The sequence below is a fragment of the Paenibacillus sp. NPDC056579 genome, assembly GCF_042793215.1.
Taxonomy (GTDB): domain Bacteria; phylum Bacillota; class Bacilli; order Paenibacillales; family NBRC-103111; genus Paenibacillus_S.
The window spans coordinates 250820-268339 of the sequence record NZ_JBHTVD010000002.1; the positions used below are offsets into that span (position 1 = coordinate 250820).

The 17520-nt window shown below is 50.7% G+C and carries 17 protein-coding genes; 12 read left to right on the forward strand and 5 right to left on the reverse strand.

Annotated features, from left to right (window positions below; all coding sequences use genetic code 11):
- Positions 1-153 precede the first annotated feature (153 nt).
- The gene (locus ACFQ88_RS08640) at positions 154-345 is read left to right on the forward strand and encodes a hypothetical protein (protein ID WP_379453830.1); all 192 of its coding nucleotides are present in this window, start codon (positions 154-156) and stop codon (positions 343-345) included.
- Positions 346-502: 157 nt separating this feature from the next.
- On the forward strand, positions 503-2146 hold the full coding sequence (locus tag ACFQ88_RS08645; protein ID WP_379453831.1) for an S-layer homology domain-containing protein: 1644 nt from the start codon (positions 503-505) through the stop codon (positions 2144-2146).
- Between the two features lie 65 nt (positions 2147-2211).
- Here ACFQ88_RS08645 and ACFQ88_RS08650 read toward each other — a convergent pair whose 3' ends face one another.
- Positions 2212-2385, reverse strand: a complete 174-nt coding sequence (locus tag ACFQ88_RS08650; RefSeq protein WP_239632826.1) for an asparagine synthase — start codon at positions 2383-2385, stop codon at positions 2212-2214.
- A 155-nt stretch (positions 2386-2540) separates the two neighbouring features.
- On the opposite strand from ACFQ88_RS08650, the gene ACFQ88_RS08655 reads away from it, so the two are divergent.
- The 7 genes from ACFQ88_RS08655 to ACFQ88_RS08685 all read left to right on the forward strand — a co-directional run bounded on the left by ACFQ88_RS08655 (position 2541) and on the right by ACFQ88_RS08685 (position 9869).
- Positions 2541-3125 (forward strand): DUF1802 family protein, encoded by a 585-nt coding sequence (locus ACFQ88_RS08655; RefSeq protein ID WP_239632828.1) that lies wholly within the window; start codon positions 2541-2543, stop codon positions 3123-3125.
- 178 nt (positions 3126-3303) lie between these two features.
- The gene (sufC, locus tag ACFQ88_RS08660; RefSeq protein WP_239632830.1) at positions 3304-4134 is read left to right on the forward strand and encodes a Fe-S cluster assembly ATPase SufC; all 831 of its coding nucleotides are present in this window, start codon (positions 3304-3306) and stop codon (positions 4132-4134) included.
- 29 nt (positions 4135-4163) lie between these two features.
- A complete protein-coding gene (gene sufD, locus ACFQ88_RS08665; RefSeq protein WP_239632832.1) occupies positions 4164-5468 on the forward strand; it encodes a Fe-S cluster assembly protein SufD in 1305 nt (434 codons plus the stop codon).
- Entirely contained in the window at positions 5465-6691 is a 1227-nt protein-coding gene (locus ACFQ88_RS08670; protein ID WP_379453832.1) for a cysteine desulfurase, read from the forward strand. Before sufD ends, ACFQ88_RS08670 begins: the two co-directional genes overlap by 4 nt.
- Positions 6678-7106, forward strand: coding sequence for a Fe-S cluster assembly sulfur transfer protein SufU (gene sufU, locus ACFQ88_RS08675; protein ID WP_239632836.1), 429 nt, complete (start codon positions 6678-6680; stop codon positions 7104-7106). The genes ACFQ88_RS08670 and sufU overlap by 14 nt, the downstream gene beginning before the upstream one ends.
- Positions 7107-7179: 73 nt before the next feature.
- On the forward strand, positions 7180-8577 hold the full coding sequence (gene sufB / locus ACFQ88_RS08680; protein ID WP_239632838.1) for a Fe-S cluster assembly protein SufB: 1398 nt from the start codon (positions 7180-7182) through the stop codon (positions 8575-8577).
- A gap of 149 nt (positions 8578-8726) precedes the next feature.
- The gene (locus ACFQ88_RS08685) at positions 8727-9869 is read left to right on the forward strand and encodes a C40 family peptidase (RefSeq protein WP_379453833.1); all 1143 of its coding nucleotides are present in this window, start codon (positions 8727-8729) and stop codon (positions 9867-9869) included.
- A gap of 49 nt (positions 9870-9918) precedes the next feature.
- On the opposite strand, the gene ACFQ88_RS08690 is transcribed toward ACFQ88_RS08685, so the two are convergent.
- From ACFQ88_RS08690 to ACFQ88_RS08700, 3 genes are all read right to left on the reverse strand, one after another.
- The gene (locus ACFQ88_RS08690) at positions 9919-10971 is read right to left on the reverse strand and encodes an HD-GYP domain-containing protein (RefSeq protein WP_379453834.1); all 1053 of its coding nucleotides are present in this window, start codon (positions 10969-10971) and stop codon (positions 9919-9921) included.
- A 164-nt stretch (positions 10972-11135) separates the two neighbouring features.
- Positions 11136-12206 carry a ThiF family adenylyltransferase gene (locus ACFQ88_RS08695; RefSeq protein ID WP_379453835.1) on the reverse strand — a complete coding sequence of 357 codons (1071 nt, stop codon included), beginning with the start codon at positions 12204-12206 and terminating at the stop codon, positions 11136-11138.
- A gap of 16 nt (positions 12207-12222) precedes the next feature.
- Positions 12223-12912, reverse strand: coding sequence for a molybdenum cofactor biosynthesis protein MoaE (locus ACFQ88_RS08700; RefSeq protein ID WP_379453836.1), 690 nt, complete (start codon positions 12910-12912; stop codon positions 12223-12225).
- A 115-nt stretch (positions 12913-13027) separates the two neighbouring features.
- Here ACFQ88_RS08700 and ACFQ88_RS08705 point away from each other — a divergent pair, with 115 nt between their 5' ends.
- Positions 13028-13483: a molybdopterin-binding protein gene (locus ACFQ88_RS08705; protein WP_379453837.1), complete on the forward strand. Its 456-nt coding sequence runs from the start codon at positions 13028-13030 to the stop codon at positions 13481-13483.
- Positions 13484-13513: 30 nt separating this feature from the next.
- Positions 13514-14965: a bifunctional metallophosphatase/5'-nucleotidase gene (locus ACFQ88_RS08710; RefSeq protein ID WP_379453838.1), complete on the forward strand. Its 1452-nt coding sequence runs from the start codon at positions 13514-13516 to the stop codon at positions 14963-14965.
- A 302-nt stretch (positions 14966-15267) separates the two neighbouring features.
- Here the strand turns inward: ACFQ88_RS08710 and ACFQ88_RS08715 are convergent, their stop codons facing one another.
- Positions 15268-16080: an undecaprenyl-diphosphate phosphatase gene (locus ACFQ88_RS08715; protein WP_239632850.1), complete on the reverse strand. Its 813-nt coding sequence runs from the start codon at positions 16078-16080 to the stop codon at positions 15268-15270.
- A gap of 216 nt (positions 16081-16296) precedes the next feature.
- Between ACFQ88_RS08715 and ACFQ88_RS08720 the strand changes: the two genes are divergently transcribed.
- Positions 16297-17388: an HD-GYP domain-containing protein gene (locus ACFQ88_RS08720; protein ID WP_239632852.1), complete on the forward strand. Its 1092-nt coding sequence runs from the start codon at positions 16297-16299 to the stop codon at positions 17386-17388.
- Positions 17389-17520: the final 132 nt, after the last annotated feature.

Genomic DNA, 17520 nt, shown 5'->3' on the forward strand with positions numbered 1-17520 from the left:
GAGTTCGCTTCGGATAATTCACCGCAAATTCATCGGAATTATTTGTATTAGTTCTGCAGCCGTTTTTACAAAACCTTCACATCCCGATAATGTGCCCTTAATATGGCATCGTTACTATAATGGTAACTTGTCACTGCGGGAGGTTGACCGGCTTTGCAAATCGTGACCAAACTTTTATTCGCGGCTTTATCGCTATGTATCGTGCTGGCCCTCGGGATGCTGTCGGAGCCTGCTCCGTCGCCTGTCGCGTCCAATCCCATGAAATCCAACCAGCAGCAATATGATAGAGTACATGAAGCGCCGCTTATGGCAAAGCAGACAGGCACTGTTGCAGAAGGAAAATAAAGCCGTTGTACAGACGGCCTGATGCAGATGGATCATATAATCGGAAATTAGCAGAAGCACTCCTAGTGGGGCGCTTCTTTTTGTTGTCCGGATATTGGACAAATGATAAGATGGGAAATGGAAATAATTTCAAAACATAGAAGATGGAGGTTTACTCGTGGGGAACAAATTCATGCTTACCTTGCTTGTCGGATTAAGCGCGGCGCTGTGTTTGCCGGCAGCAGCTTCCGCAGATGTGATCAAGTATGACCTTCCTGCAAGGTCAAAGGAACAAATTAAAGCAAAATGGAGGGCATACAGCCCGAACCAGTTTCAAGGTGAGCCTTATGCTGAGAAGCCTGTGTTAACGGTTCCTTTCAAGGCCGGCCGCATAGCTCCTTCCTATTTGCAGGGCGGGGTGGCGAGAGCGAATTGGTACCGGTTTCTTAGCGGACTTCCGGAAGATTTGGAGCTGTCGGAAGAGCTGTCGGAGTCGGCTCAGCATGCAGCCGTAGTTACAGCTGCGACTTACGGCACAACCTTTCCTATAAAATACGCTCCCGATGAGATGAAAGACGGATTTTACAAAATGGCCAACCGGCTGGCCGACAGGAGCCAATTCATTTGGACTAACGACACGATGCCGAATCTGCTAGCAACCTCGGTTGACTATTATATGGATACTTCGGACATGTCGGCTAAAGAGCCTAATGCACAGAAATTGACCTCAGGGGTTCCCTTGCAGATTTTGAATCCGAAATTAAAGAAAATAGGTTTGGGGCTTGCTCCGGGTGAAGGCTTCAGATCGTATTCCGTTCTCTTTCTAGAGGATGACAGCCGCAACGCGGACTTCCGATATTCCTATATTTCATATCCTTCGCCGGGACATTTTCCTGCCGATCTGTTCCGGAACGACCAATCTTGGGCCATCCTGCTGAACTCATCACTGTTTCAACGGCCCATCCGACTTAACATCGAGCTGAAACGTCATTCCGATCAAAAAACATGGACTTTGAGGGAAGGGACATTAATTCTGGATCAACAGCTAATTGACGAAGCGTCCGGTACACAGCGCATCATGTTCAAACCGCGAGACTTGGATCCGATAAAAGAGGATGATACATTTACCGTCAAGGTAACCGGTCTTACAAAAGTGGACAAGGACGAAGCGGAGCTTAGCTACGACGTTCAGTTTTTCTATATCAACCGCCCGGCAGGCGAGCAAAATCCAGAATCCGCGGAACCGCCGAAGCCGGATGAAGCCGGGAGTGGAGCATCCAAACCGGAAACAAGCGGCAATCCGGGCACTGCCAAGCCCGGACCTTCCGTGAACCCGCCTGCGCCTGTAACGTTCAGCGATACGAAAGGGCACTGGGCCGAGGAGACGATACGATGGGGTGCGGAGAATAAGGTTGTCGACGGGTATCCGGACGGTACATTTCGCCCTGACCTCCAAGTAAGCGAAGAGGATTTTCTAAGAATGCTCTTAAAAACGTCAGGCGATGGAAACAACTCTGTTGATGAGCGTACAGAGACGGACCGTCTGTATGAAATCGCTGTGAAGAACAAGCTTCCTGTGAATGGAGCGAATGATGGATTGGTTCGCAAAGCGGCCATTACGCGGGAGAAGGTCGCCGAGCTGATAGCGGCAGCTACCGGCAATCCGGCCTTGAAGGATGAAGCCGTTGTCTACGTGTTGGCAAAAGCCTATGCGACCGGGAGAAGAGGGGCCGATGTCGATGGGTATGCCGGGCAGGAGCCTTTGACAAGAGCCGAGGCGCTCCAGTTTATTAAAAATTTGCACGATCAGCGGTCACCGTAACTGGAGGCATCTTTATAATAAGCTTAAGCAAAAACCCTGGCGGTATGCCGCCAGGGTTTTTGCATTTAATACATTTTGCCGTTTCTGCGGTGCTCGACCAGGTCGATGGCACCCAGCACGACATGTGCGAGGCCGAATCCGGCGACTGCAGCGGCAGCCATCGGATATTTGCCTCTCAGCGCAACACCCGAAGCCGTAACGGCCGTACCCAAAACAGCAGGAATGATTCCTTCTCTCATTGTTCATCCTCCTAGTATGTGAGTTTTGTGCACGCACCTTTAGAATCGGCTTTTTGTGTCGTTTTATGTCTGCCAACTGTTGCTTGATATTGAACATCATTTTATAATAAGTGTTTTAGGGATTAAACTCGGAGTTTGAAGGAAAGGATGGGATAATGGTGCAGACAATCCCTGTTGCTTTGAAAGAGTGGGCCGTCGCCATCGAAGCGCTTCGGAGCGGCCGTCAGATCCTGATCATGCGCAAGGGCGGTATTCGCGAGGAAACGAAAGATTTTCAGGTGGAGAGCGACAGCTTCTATTTATTTCCTACATATGAGCATCAGAAAAAGCAGCTGCTTCAGCCGGAGTATGAATCCGATCTGGACAAGACACTGGAGAACTGGAGCGCTGAGGATACGGAGGTGACCATCCGCTGTTACGCCGAGCTTGCGGAAGACATTCTCATTGAACATAAGGAACAATTGGACCGGCTGTCGGGACTTCATATATGGACGGACACCTTTGCCGAGGAAAGATTGAAATGGAAGCGGACCAAGCCGCTGCACTTGATGCTGCTGAGGGTTTACGAGCTGGACGAACCGGTCAGCCTTCCTATTAAACCTGATTATATCGGCTGCAAATCATGGATCGGGCTGGAGAGCGAGGCGTTAAGTCATACCGGACGGAAGCCGGTATTGGACGATGAGGCTTTCAGGAAGGCCGTGCAAAGCGTAAAATCGGCATTGTCCCAAAATGAATAAGAGTTAACTTTTTAAACAAAGATGTTTAAAAAATATGCCTTTTGGGACTTTATTGATTTGCTTCATTACGATATAATATAGTAACATTGAGAATCATTGATAATCAGTTTAGAATGATTATTAATAAAAAAGAATTACAATATTGAACGATTTATTTCAAAATGGAGGCAGAATAACAATGGCAAATGCACCGGAATTTATTATAGACGGTTTGAAAGCGACTGTCGAAGGCAAAGAGATTTTGAAAGGCTTGAGCCTGACGATCAAGGGCGGCGAAGTTCATGCGATCATGGGACCGAACGGTACAGGGAAAAGTACATTGGCCTCTACTATCATGGGCCATCCAAAATATGAAGTAACGGAAGGCGCAGTTTCTTTGAACGGTGAAGACGTGCTGGAGATGGCGGTTGACGAGAGAGCTAGAGCAGGCCTGTTCCTTGCTATGCAATACCCAAGTGAAATCGCCGGCGTAACGAACGCCGACTTCCTGCGCAGCGCTATTAATGCACGCCGCGGCGAAGGCAACGAAATCTCCTTGATCAAGTTCATCCGCCAAATGGAAGGCAAGATGAAAGAGCTGGAAATGAACCCTGAGTTCATGCACCGTTATTTGAATGAAGGCTTCTCCGGCGGGGAGAAAAAGCGTAACGAAATCTTGCAAATGATGTTGCTCGATCCAAGCATCGTTATTTTGGACGAGATCGACTCCGGTCTTGACATCGACGCATTGCGGATCGTTGCTACCGGCGTTAACGCTATGCGTTCCGAAGATCGCGGCTTCCTGATCATCACTCACTACCAGCGTTTGCTGAACTATATCACACCTGACTTCGTACACGTTATGATGCAAGGACGCATCGTGAAATCCGGCGGTCCTGAATTGGCTCAGCGTCTGGAGAACGAGGGCTACGACTGGATCAAGGAAGAGCTGGGCATTGTCGACGAGACGGTGGGACAGGAAGAAGAAGAATTCAAAGTTCCAATGAACACGACAGCTCCGAAATACTAATAAAATAATCGATGACGGAGGAATTACTCATGAGTACACAAACTATTCTTCCAATCGATCGGCAAGCCATCGTGGAGCTGTCCCAATCGAGACAAGAGCCTGAATGGATGACCAATCTTCGCGCCGAGGCGCTGGAGTTGGCAGGATCGTTGGAATTACCGAAGCTGGAAAAAACGCGAATCGACCGTTGGAATCTTCGTTCTTACGGAAGCTATAAGCAAGAAGCCGCATTAAGCAGTCTTGCGCAGCTTCCCGAATCGGCCAAAGTGCTGCTGCAGGACGAAAATGCAGAAAATTTGCTGGTGCAAAAAAACGCTGGCATAGTTTATCACAAAGCTTCCGAGCAGCTCGAGAAGCAAGGCGTCATTTTCACAAGTCTCGAAGAGGCTTTGACGAAGCATGCCGATTTGGTAAAACCTTATTTCGGAACGGTGGTAGGCAAAGACGAGAATTTGCTGACAGCTCTTCATACAGCGGTATGGAGCGGCGGCGTGTTCTTGTATGTGCCGAAGAACGTTCAGGTTGAGGTTCCGGTTCAAGCCTTGTTCTTGACCGACGACTCTGAAGCGAGCTTCTCTCCTCACGTGCTTATCGTGGCGGAACAAAACTCTTCGGTAACCTACGTTGATAATTTCGTGTCTGAAGGCGACCTGAATCAATTGGTGCTGAACGGCATTGCGGAAGTTGTTGTGAAGGCTGGAGCTACGGTTAACTTTGCATCCGTTCATAATTTGAACAACACCATTACGGACCTGACTTACCGTCGCGCCGTGGTGGAAAATGATGCAATGATTAATTGGGTTATCGGCGAAATGAACTACGGGAATGCTATGTCGGATACCACTTCGGTACTGAAGGGTAACGGCTCCAATTCCGATGCCAAGATCATTTGCGTAGGCACAAACGATCAGAAGCTGAACGTAACGACTCGCGCCGTTCATTTTGGCAAAAGCTCTACGAGCGGCATGATTACACGTGCGGTTATGCGTGATGAGTCGACAGCGATCATTAACGGGATTACGAAGATTGAGAAAGGGGCTACAGGCGCAAACGGCGAGCAAACGGAGAAGGTGCTTATGCTTAGCCCGAAAGCCCGCGGAGACGCCAATCCGATTCTTCTAATCGATGAAGATGACGTTAAGGCAGGACATGCTGCGAGCGTAGGGCAAGTGAACCCGGAACAAATTCACTATTTGATGTCCCGCGGTATTACCCGTGAGGAAGCTCAACGTCTAGTCATTTACGGCTTCCTGGCTCCAGTTGTTTCGGAAATTCCTATGGAGAAGGTTCAGTCCCAGCTGCAAAGCCTGGTAGAAAGGAAGCTCGGACAATGAATACGTCGGAGATAAGGAAACTATTCCCCATTTTGCATCAGGAAGTCAATGGTCATCCGTTAGTTTATTTGGATTCGGCGGCTACTTCGCAAAAACCGGTATCCGTAATTGAAGCGGTAAAGCATTACTACGAGTGGGATAACGCCAACGTGCATCGCGGTGTTCATACGCTCGGCTCCCGTGCTACGGATGCTTATGAAGGTGCCAGAGAGAAGGTTGCCAAATTTATCAATGCGAAGTCGGCGGAGGAAATTATTTTCACCCGCGGCACGACCAGCGCGCTGAATTTGGTGGCATCGAGCTTTGCACGCTCCGCATGCGGCGAGGGAGACGAAATCGTCCTTACTCCGATGGAGCACCACAGCAATCTCATACCATGGCAGCAAGTGGCCAAAGCGACCGGTGCTGTCTTGAAATATATTCCACTGCAGCCGGACGGATCCATCCGTCTGGAGGATGTGGAGCAAACAATTACCGACAAGACAAAAGTCGTGGCCATAACCTATGTTTCCAACGTCCTCGGAGTTATCAATCCGATCAAGGAGATAGCAGCTATAGCTCATCGTCACGGCGCCAAGCTGGTTGTCGACGGTGCGCAAAGCACGCCTCACAAGAAAGTGGACGTACAGGATCTGGATTGCGATTTCTATGCGTTGTCGGGTCACAAAATGTGCGCTCCTACAGGCATCGGCGCCTTGTACGGCAAAAAAGCGCTGCTTGAGCAAATGGAGCCTGTAGATTTCGGCGGAGAAATGATCGATCATGTGGACTTGTATGAGTCGACATGGAAGGAGCTCCCTTGGAAGTTCGAAGGCGGCACTCCGATTATTGCCGGAGCGGTTGGACTTGGAGCGGCCATCGATTTTCTGGAGAGCATCGGTATGGACGAAATTTTCCGTCATGAGCAGCAGCTTACCGCTTATGCGATCGACCGCATGTCGCAAATCGAAGATTTAACGATTTACGGTCCTCGGACTAACCGTGCCGGAACCGTAACGTTTAATTTGGGGGATGTTCATCCTCACGATGTGGCGACGGTTCTCGATGCGGACGGTGTCGCTGTTCGTGCCGGACATCATTGCTGCCAGCCGTTGATGCGTTGGTTGAACGTATCGGCTACGGCCCGCGCCAGCTTCTATCTATACAATACAGAAGATGACATTGACCGGTTGGTGGCTTCACTAATCAAAACAAAGGAGTACTTCGGTCATGCAATTGGATGATTTATACCGCAGAGTCATTATGGATCATTATAAAAATCCGCGCAACCGCGGTACGTTCGATGATGAAGCCGTTACTATCGACTTGAACAATCCTACGTGCGGCGACAAAATTCAGCTGCAAATGCAGGTGGAGGACGGCAAGGTGAAAGCTGCCAAATTTGTCGGAGAAGGCTGCTCGATCAGCCTTTCCTCCGCATCGATGATGACCGACGCTGTCAAGGGCAAAACGCTGGAAGAAGCGTTTGCTATGGCGGAGAAATTTTCCGGTCTGATGAAGGGCGAAGCCGTGGAGTTTGAATATGAAGATATCGAGGCTCTTTCCGGAGTGAATAAGTTTCCTGCCCGCATCAAGTGTGCTACACTGGCATGGAATGCGCTTCGCAAAGGGATCGAACAGGCAAATACGAAACAATAACATAATCGAAAGCCGGAACAGACTGCATAAGCAGTGCTGCTCCGGACTTTTCACTTAAGGAGGTTGGCGAACCATGGCTAAGAAAATGCCGGAAATGGAAGATTATAAATATGGCTTTCGCGACGAGCATAAAGCGGTATTCCAAACGGGAAAAGGGTTAACCCGCGAAATCGTTGCCGAAATTTCCAAAATGAAGGGCGAGCCGGAATGGATGCTCGATTTTCGCCTGAAATCGCTGGAGCAGTTCGAGAAAATGGCTATGCCTCGTTGGGGCGGCAATTTGGACGATCTGGATTTCAACGATATCCAGTACTATGTAAAGCCATCCGAGAAGCAAGGCAAGACGTGGGAAGAGGTTCCTACGGAAATTAAAGAAACGTTCGACAAGCTTGGTATTCCGGAAGCGGAGCAAAAGTTTTTGGCCGGCGTATCCGCGCAATACGAATCCGAGGTTGTTTACCACAGTATGCAAAAGGATCTTGAAGAGCAGGGCGTTATCTTCACCGATACGGATACGGCTCTTAGAGAATATCCTGAGCTGTTCAGAGAATATTTCGGAACGGTTGTTCCTCCAAGCGATAACAAGTTCGCGGCATTGAACAGCGCAGTATGGTCCGGAGGCAGCTTTATCTACGTGCCGAAAGGCGTCAAAGTAGAAATTCCGCTGCAAGCTTATTTCCGCATCAACTCCGAGAACATGGGTCAGTTCGAGCGTACGCTGATCATTACGGACGAAGACAGCTTCGTACACTATGTCGAAGGCTGTACAGCTCCTATTTACAGCACGAACTCGCTGCACAGTGCGGTCGTAGAGATCATTTGTAAGAAAAACTCCCGTGCCCGTTATACGACGATCCAAAACTGGGCGCCTAACATTTACAACCTCGTTACCAAGCGTGCGGTTGCCGAAGAAAATGCAACTATGGAATGGGTTGACGGCAACATCGGCTCCAAGCTGACGATGAAATATCCGGCTGTTGTACTGAAAGGCCGCGGAGCTAAAGGCATGGTGCTTTCCATCGCCGTTGCCGGCCGTGGACAGCATCAAGATGCAGGCGCGAAGATGACGCACCTGGCGCCTGATACGACTTCCACGATCGTCTCCAAGTCGATCAGTAAGCACGGCGGTAAAGTAACGTACCGCGGCTTGGCTTCCTTCGGACGCAATTCCGCAGGCTCCAAAGCGAATATCAAGTGCGATACGCTGATCATGGATAAGGAATCCACTTCGGATACCATTCCTTACAACGAAATCATGAACGACAACATTACGTTGGAGCACGAAGCTACCGTATCCAAAGTATCCGAGGATCAGCTGTTCTATCTGATGAGCCGCGGTCTGACGGAAGCGGAAGCGACTCAAATGATCGTTATGGGCTTTATCGAGCCGTTCACGAAAGAGCTGCCGATGGAGTACGCGGTAGAGATGAACCGACTGATCAAGTTCGAGATGGAAGGCTCCATCGGTTAATAGCATTTGACATAAGCACGGCACTTTCCCTTGGGAGAGGCCGTGTTTTTTTGCAATTTTAGCGTGTTTTCCAGCTTTCACATGGTATAGGTCTGCCCCCGTTTCCTCATATTATGACGTGAGGATTAGGATGGGAGGACCACAGTCTGATGAGATTATACGGAAAAAAGCGGGCTCTAGGCATACTTGTTTTGTCATGTACGGCTGTTATGATAAGCGCGGCTGTCGCTGGATGTACTGCGCGGAAGGATGCCATCGAGCAGCCGCCGAAAAGCGCTTCTCTGCAATATACCGGGGGTCGGACTGCGGCGGGGAATGAGGGGCGAATCGGCGAGTTTATCCCGGTACACGTATGGGACGGGAAGGAGTATGTGACGGCGAACGACCTGGCACGTAGTTTGGCATTTCGAGCGCATTGGGATGCGATACATAGCAAATTTGCGATGGGAGATTATGATGCGGCTTTCGTATGGACGGTGGACTCGGTACAGGCGGAGAAGGGAGGCGGAATCGTAACCCTCGCCGAACCTCCGGTATTAATGAATTCACTGTTCTACATTCCGGTTTCGGCATTACCCCTCATGTTTCAAGATGAATTGAGCTTTGAACGCAAAGGCGAAGGGATCCTATTTCATTCAACGGAAGACACATCTGAGCAGAAAGCGGATACGCGGGAGGCGGCTTTGAATCCGGATTGGGATTTTGCTGACGATCCGGGCGATCCCTTCAAAGAAGCGGAGGAGAGCACGGTAATGGCCGGAGAGTGGGCGATTAGCGATCCACTGCCTTCATCGGAATCTGCAGAGGGTACAGAGAGAACGGGCTATGCCCTACCCCCCTCACGCCACATGGAAGGGAGCAGAGCCATTACTGCCGCTTCCCGGTTAACCAATATAAATGAGCTTGTTACCGATGCGAAGCGGTATCTAGGGACAGGCTTTGCCTTCGCTGCCCCGCCCTATCCTGAGTCCGGCCAATTTGACTGCTCCTCGTTTACTCAATACGTTTATGCACGTCATAGTCTTTCGTTGGCTGATTCCGCCAGGGGACAAGCGGTTCAAGGAGAGGAAGTGAGTAAAGAACGGTTAAGAAAAGGCGACTTGCTGTTTTTTCATGTACCGGGGCGATATCTGGCGGCTCATACGATCGGTCATGTAGGGATTTACGCCGGAAACGGGCAGATGCTCCACGCGGCGCCTTCTCCTGAGCAGGGTGTTCAATTAACGGACATTCGTACGCCATATTGGAAACAGACGTTTGTCAAGGCGGTAAGGGTCGCAAATCGGAAGTAAAACAACAATGAGCCTTGCTCCTTATGGAAGGAAAGGCTCATTATGCTTGTTAGCGCATGTAAATTTCCTGAATCTCCAGCTCGTGATGATCGGATAAATTGATAAATTGGTCATTGATTTGAATCAACGGTCTAAAAAAGTCGGTAGGATGAGTCATGATTATGATACCGCTTTCACCGTTGTTCAACAAAACTTTTTTCCCAATAAAATTCGGTATCATATGACGGATGAATACTTGGGTGATCTTCGCATCCAGCTTGCCGAAGCTCAACTGATGCAATTCTTTCAGCACTCGCAACAGATCCTGCTTTTGCTGATAAACTCTGTTGGAAATCATCGCACTGTAAATATCGGCGACGGCAACGATTTTGGAAAACGGATGAATGTCTTGGCTGCGCAGAGCGTTCGGATAGCCGGATCCGTCCAGACGTTCGTGATGCTGCAGGGCAACCAGGGCAATGGGCTCGGGAAGCTGCGACTTCATTATCATTTCGTAACCGTATTCGGTATGCCGTTTCACTTGAGAGAACTCGTCTGCCGTTAATCGGCCAGGCTTTTGGAGAAGATTATTGTCGATGCGGCTCTTCCCGATATCATGCAAGTATCCGGCTTTTCCTACGAATACCGCTTCTTCCTCCGATTTCCCCATCCATTTGGCAATGTAATATGAAATCATGCCAACCTGTACGCTATGCTGGTACGTATAGTCATCTTTATTGTTCAAGGTAAGCAGTAAGGATACGACGTCTTTTTCCTGCTCGATATGATTAGCCAGCGGAGCGAAGCTTTGATCGACAAGCTCTTTGCTGATTTTGCCCTCTTGCAGCATTTGTTGGAACAATAGCTTGATGCCGCCGACCGCTTCTTCATAGGTTCTTGCTGTTTCGTTCTCTTGCGGGATCGCAGCTGCGGGCTTCTCCTCGGGAGATTTACCGTCATAACGAAGCATAATATCTACATAGTCGATGTCGTGCCGCTGCAGTTTATCGATATCGTCCGCATTTAATACGGTATTTGCAGAAACGACCAGAAGCCCGTTCCAATTAAACACGTCTGAACCGGTGCGATCCCCGACCTTTAAATCCATAACTGAAAATCTCAAGCCGTTTCCTCCCAACTTTCTTCATCTGCTTAACGCGTTAAACAAAATAGTAATTTCATGTTACCAAGAATGCATTATATTGGCAACAGATAACCCGGGATTTTGTCGAAAAGATGGGAGGAAAGGCCCAGTTTTATAATGGGTTTAATCTATTTTTATATCCGTTACATCCCGATATAACGGCTGTACAAACTTTTGGCCGCTACCGGGTCATCGGTGCCCTGAACCATCAGCCGGCCGTCGGAAAACAAAACAAGGGTCAGCGTATCGGTAGGATGGAACTTCAGCAGGAACGGATTCAGCTCCACCCGGCCGAGCGGTCTCCATTTGTCCGCCCATTCGGACAATACGAAGGCTGCGGGTTGAACCGGCTGGATTTGCACCGAGTTTCTGCCGCACAAGGTTTGAATCGTATCCTCAGCCGCTTCCTGCTGCAGGTATTCGTACCTGCCCTGTCCGCACGCAGGACAGTCGGCTTTGCGGGCCTTGCTTACGTCGACCGCGGCGTGCTGGTTGTACCATAAGTCCCAGTGAACCATCTTGCGGTTCAATTGGGCGTGCGCTCCAACCAGCAGCTTGAACGCTTCGGTCGCCTGATGCGAGGCGACCGTATGAATGATCGGCCCGATGACGCCGGCCGTATCGCATGTTTCGGTCGTTCCCTGAGCAGGCGCCTGCCCGAACATGCAGCGCAGGCAGGGCGTTTCGCCGGGAACGACGGTCATGGAAACGCCGCGGGAGCTGACCGCGCCGCCGTAAATCCACGGGATGCCGTGCTTCAGGCTCACGTCATTGATCAGAAAGCGGACGGCGAAGTTGTCCGTGCCGTCCAGAATAAGATCGACATCCGTAAGCAGCGTCTCCGCGTTGGCGGGATGCAGGTCGGCCACCACCGGTTCCAGCGTAACCAGTGAATTGGCCTGCTGCAGCCTTCTGGCTGCGGCCATCGCTTTCGGCTCCGATGAAGCGGCATCGGCTTCGTCGTACAGCATTTGGCGCTGCAGGTTGCTCGCCTCCACGAAGTCGCGGTCGATCAACCGGACGAAGCCGACGCCGGCCCGTACCATATGGTTGGCCAGTACGGTGCCGAGAGCGCCCATCCCTACGATGGCTACCCGCGATTGCATAAGCTTGGCTTGGCCCTGCTCGCCGATCGGGGCGAAGAGCAGCTGGCGGGAGTAGCGTTCCATAGCTGCAGGGGCGTCTGAAGCGTGATGTTGTTCCGAATGCTCCATCTGTCTAGATTCTCCTTTATGTCAGGGGGTTCCACGGACCTAATTGATGTCCCTTCCATTCGGAACCGTCCTCCCAAATTTCTTTTTTCCATATCGGCACGATTTGCTTGAGCCGTTCGATGGCATACCGGCTAGCCTCGTATACCGCGTCGCGGTGAGGCGAAGACACAGCAATAACGACGCTGATCTCGCCGATATCGACTTTTCCCAGACGATGGGTAATGGCGCAGAGCGTGCCGTTCCAGCGCTCGGCAATTTCGACGACGATTTGCTCCATCGTCTTGAGGGCCATCGGCTCGTAAGCTTCATATTCGAGCAGGCATGTCCGTTTGCCGTGCGTCCATTCGCGCGTCGTACCGGTAAAGGTCAAGGCTGCGCCATGATGGGGGTGAAGCACCTTCGACGTGACCGATTCGACGGAAATCGGATCATAGGTGATCTCGACGCGGGCAGGCTGGCCTCCCGAGACGGGAGGGATGATGGCGATCTCGTCCCGTTCGCCGATGATCTGATCGTCCGCAGCGTAGCTGTGGTTCACGGCCACGAAAGCTTGCTCGAGCGACCCGGCGGCTTGCGGGTACAGCTCCATAAGCCGCTGCTTAAGCAGTGGCGGCGTTAACGGAGTGGCAGCGTCCCACTCCATAGCAAGAACCGCTCCGCCCAATTGCTCGGCCAGACCGGCAAAAATGTACAGCTGCAGTTTCATTTTCTTCACTCCATCGTTTTATTACAGCATACCATAATTTTAGCGGAAAATGGTATAATAGAGGGCGGCTGGACAACGGAGGGAATGAATCCAATTTGGGACTGGAGGGATTATAATGAAAATTAATATCTACGACGATCTTATCGGTTACGAGCAATGTTCTGTAGCGGAGATGAGTGAGCTTGCCCCGGTGCATCTGTCATTGGATGAGCGGGTGCCGGGAGTGCCGGGACGGGCTTTCGAATTGAAATCGTGGCATCGGGCATGGAAGCAGCGGCATGAAACGGACGAGTCTCGCGAGCCTGTGGTAATGAAGGTCGAGGCTGTTGACGAGTTTCAAGCTGCCATTCCGTGGGAGCAATTGAACAAGGCGGTGTTCCTGTACGAGCTGGACGGGAAGCCGCTGCAAAAAGGATTTCCAATACGTCTCTATGTACCGGATGGCAGCAGCGAATGCCTGAATGTAAAAAGCGTCGTGACCATCCGTTTTCTCTACGCAGGAGCTGCCGGGGAAGCGACATACGGCTTCAAAAACAGCGTGTCCATAGAGGACCTGAGGCAGAAAAAATAGACGGATACGTGCAGAGGGAGCTGGCTTTTCATGAGTACACCGCATTTGCGGCTGCGTATCCTTCATTCCAACGACATCCACAGCCACTTTGAGCAGATGCCCGGAATTGCGGCTGTGTTTCAGGAGCTGCGGGATGAGGCGGGGGAAGAACATACGCTTACGCTGGATATAGGCGATCATATGGACCGGATGCGGCCCGAAACGGAGGCAAGCGGAGGGAAGTTCAATCTCGAGATCATGGCGGCGACCGGCTATGAAGCCGTTACTTTGGGAAATAACGAGGGCTTGACCTTTACGCGCGAGGCGCTTGCCGAGCTGTACGGCGGACAGAACGGGCCGGCAGTATTGGTTTGCAATCTGCTCGACGCCGAGACGGGAGCCGTACCGTCCTGGGGAGCCCCGTATCATATTACGGAAAAAAGCGGGCTCCGAATCGGAATGATCGGCGCAACCGCTTATTACGACAAGTATTACCGGCTCCTCGGATGGGATATACTGCAGCCGCTTCCGGTTATAAAGGAGCTGGTACAACAGCTGAGACCGCAGGTTGACGTCATCATTGTCCTGTCACATCTCGGCTTGCGCCAGGACGAGCTTATAGCTGCGGAGGTAGACGGCATTGACGTCATTTTAGGCGGACACAGCCATCATTTGCTGGAGCAGCCGCTGCACATTAACGGAGCTCTCGTTTGCGGAGCGGGCAAGTTCGGCCAATACATCGGCGTTGTGGACATGGAATTTCATCCGGAGACTCGCAAAGCGGTAAGATCGGAAGGGTATGTGCGCAAAGTGGACGGGCAGCGGACGGACCCTGTAGTGGCGGAAACCACTCGCCGATTACAGGACACGGCACGTCGAATGCTGGACGAGGAGGTCGCTTATCTGGCGCAGCCGATCCATATGGACTGGAACCGGGAAGCGCCTCTCGGGAATATGCTGGCGGCCGTTCTGCGCAAGTGGACGGATGCCGATATCGGTATCGCGAATGCCGGTCAGCTCCTGGATCACCTCGGCAGCGGGAAAGTTACCGCGGGTAGGCTGCTGGACATTTGTCCATCGCCCGTCAACCCGTGCCGGATCACGATTACCGGAGAGCTGCTGTTGCAAGCGCTGGAGGAATCGCTGCTGCCGGAATTTCAGGAGAAACCGATCTACGGCTTTGGCTTTCGCGGCAAAGTGCTGGGCATGCTGAATGTGGACGGCCTGAGCATTCATTATGACGGTACGGCCCCGCCGTACAGCAAAATCAAGAGCGTATGGATCGGCGGAGAGCCGTTAGTACCGGACAGGACTTATAAAGTAGGGACGCTCGACATGTTTACTTTCGGCATCGGCTACTTGTCCCTTTCGAAGGGCACGGACGTGAAATATTTCCTGCCTGAATTTTTGCGGGACATCATTCGCGGGGAGCTGAACGATAAGTCGGCGATACGGGACGGTGAAATAAGAAGATGGATCCCTGCCCATGAAAAAGACTGTTGAGACATGGGCTCAACTGTCTTTGGCTATCGTGAAACCCGATCTCTTGAAAATGCTAAAGAGGGGCAGGCGGGGTATCTCCTGGAAGAGCATAAGCGACCGCCTTTGTTTTCAGAAAATTACCGCTAGAATGCGATAAAATAATGATTTTCTGAAAACAACAGCGGCTGGAGGGAGGTACCCCGCCGAGGCACCCTTACAGCTTTTTCAGTTCTAAGGGTTTCACTACAAGCTCAGACTGTTGAGACATGAACTCAACAGTCTTTTTTTCTTCCCATTCAACGAGGGCGAGGCTGACTTATTAGCTATATATACAAATAGATGATGAACAGCGCAGCCAGAATGAAGCGGTAATAGGCGAAATAAGTCAGCTTCATTCGGGAGACGAGCTTGATGAACGTGACTACCGCCAACAGAGCAACAATAAAAGATACTATAAAACCTGTGATAAAAAAGCCGATAATATCTGGTGTAAACAATTTATATGCTTTGAGCAAAGATAGGCCGGACGCGGCGAACATGAGAGGGATCGCTAATATAAAAGTAAAATCCGCCGATGCCCCTCTGCTTACTCCGGACAGCATACCGCCGGCGATCGTAGCCCCTGAACGGGAGAAGCCGGGCCAAATGACGGCCAATATTTGATATAAGCCGATATAGAACGCTTGCCGGTAAGTAATGTCGTCGAGCTCCTGAGCCGTTTTCTTGGAATCGGATTTTTCCGCCAGGATCAGCAGCGCGCCTCCGACGATAAGGCTCAAGATGACCGTCTTCGGAGAAAACAAATGCTCTTCGATCCAATCGTTCACCAGAAGCCCTGCGATACCCGCAGGTAAAATCCCGATGAGGATGTGGAGCAGATTAAGCTTGTTTTTACCTGACCGAGCCGGATCCTTCTTCAGCCCGAAGAGCAGCAGAATCCGATTCCAGTAAATAACGACTACGGCCAAGATGGCGCCAAGCTGTATGACGACCTCGAATGTCTTCATAATGGCATCGTCCTCAGGAATGCCGAGCAGCGCTTGTGTCAGTATCAAATGTCCGGTAGAAGATACAGGCAAAAACTCGGTAAGTCCTTCTACGATGCCCATAATGATCGAAACCCAGTAACTTAACATAACTGCCTCCTGCTTCAATTAATGCGAACTTCTTTATTGTAGCTTGTTGCTGGATGTCCATCAATACTAACGTTGGGGCCGTTTTCAGGTGCTTTAGAGGCCTCATCCAAGAGCGATAATGTCGAAAAATGTAAATTAATTATTGCTCTTTTGCAAGTTATCCGATACATTAGGCATAGAATATTTCTTTACTTTGAAGAAAGAAGACGTGGTTGAATGCGGTTGCTTCCTCTTGGCTTGGTTCGTCCCGGAATGAAACTGGGAAGAAAAATATATAGTGAAGACGGCTTGACGTTATTGGGTGAACGTGTCGAATTATCGCAAAGATTGATCCAGCGCTTGAGCGAGCACGGAGTCGATTTTGTATACATCGACGATCCTAGAACGAATGATATTAGCATTCAGGATATGATCAGCGATGAGACCCGGCTTAAAGCGACCTCGGAAATCCGTTCCTCGTTCCGCAGGATGATGGAGGGCGCCGTTCTCCGCAGTACATCCAACCACCTCCATCTCGGCAAAACGTTCGGGAATGTCATGAAAATGATTATTGACGATCTGAGCGGGCACCAGGACGCGATGATCATGCTGACCAACATTTGCGTAATGGACGATTATTTGTTTCAGCATTCCTTGAATGTTTGCATCTATACGACCATGCTGGGAATGGAATATGGCTATAGCCGGGAAGAATTAATGACGTTAGGGCTCGGTGCGCTGCTTCACGACATCGGAAAGACGCAAGTCCCTTTGGAGCTCCTGCGCAAAAACAGCAAGCTGACGGATGATGAGTTCACAAGTATCAAAAGGCATACCGAGTACGGGTTCAGAATATTAAAGGATGAGCCGAACATTCCGCTGCTTGCGGCCCACTGCGCCTTCCAGCATCACGAACGTCTAAACGGGAGCGGCTATCCGCGCGGCATCGTCGGAACCGACATTCACGAATATGCCCGCTGGATCGGGCTGGTCGATTCCTATGACGCGATGACGACGCACCGGGTATACCGCAAGGCGATGCTGCCTCATCAAGCGCTGGAAATATTATTTACCGGTACGGATACGCTGTACGAGAAGCAAAAGATCGAGCTGTTCCGCGATAAAATCGCCATTTATCCCATCGGCGTTTCCATTACGTTAAGCACGGGTGAAAGCGGCACGGTCGTCGGCCTGAACAAAATGTTCCCGCAAAGACCGATTGTGCGGATATTGAAGGATGAAGAAGGTCAGGAGCTGAAGGCGCCGTTCGACGTAGATTTATCCGAGAAGCTGTCCGTTATGGTAACAGGAGTTAACGATACCGTTTAATCGTTTCATATAGAGGAAGCACGAACCGGCCCGGGATCCCCGGGCTATTTTGCATTGGGGACGGATTTCCCCGGTTTGGTTTCATTTTCATGCGTCATACGATACAATAGGTGGTAAAAATACTTTATACAG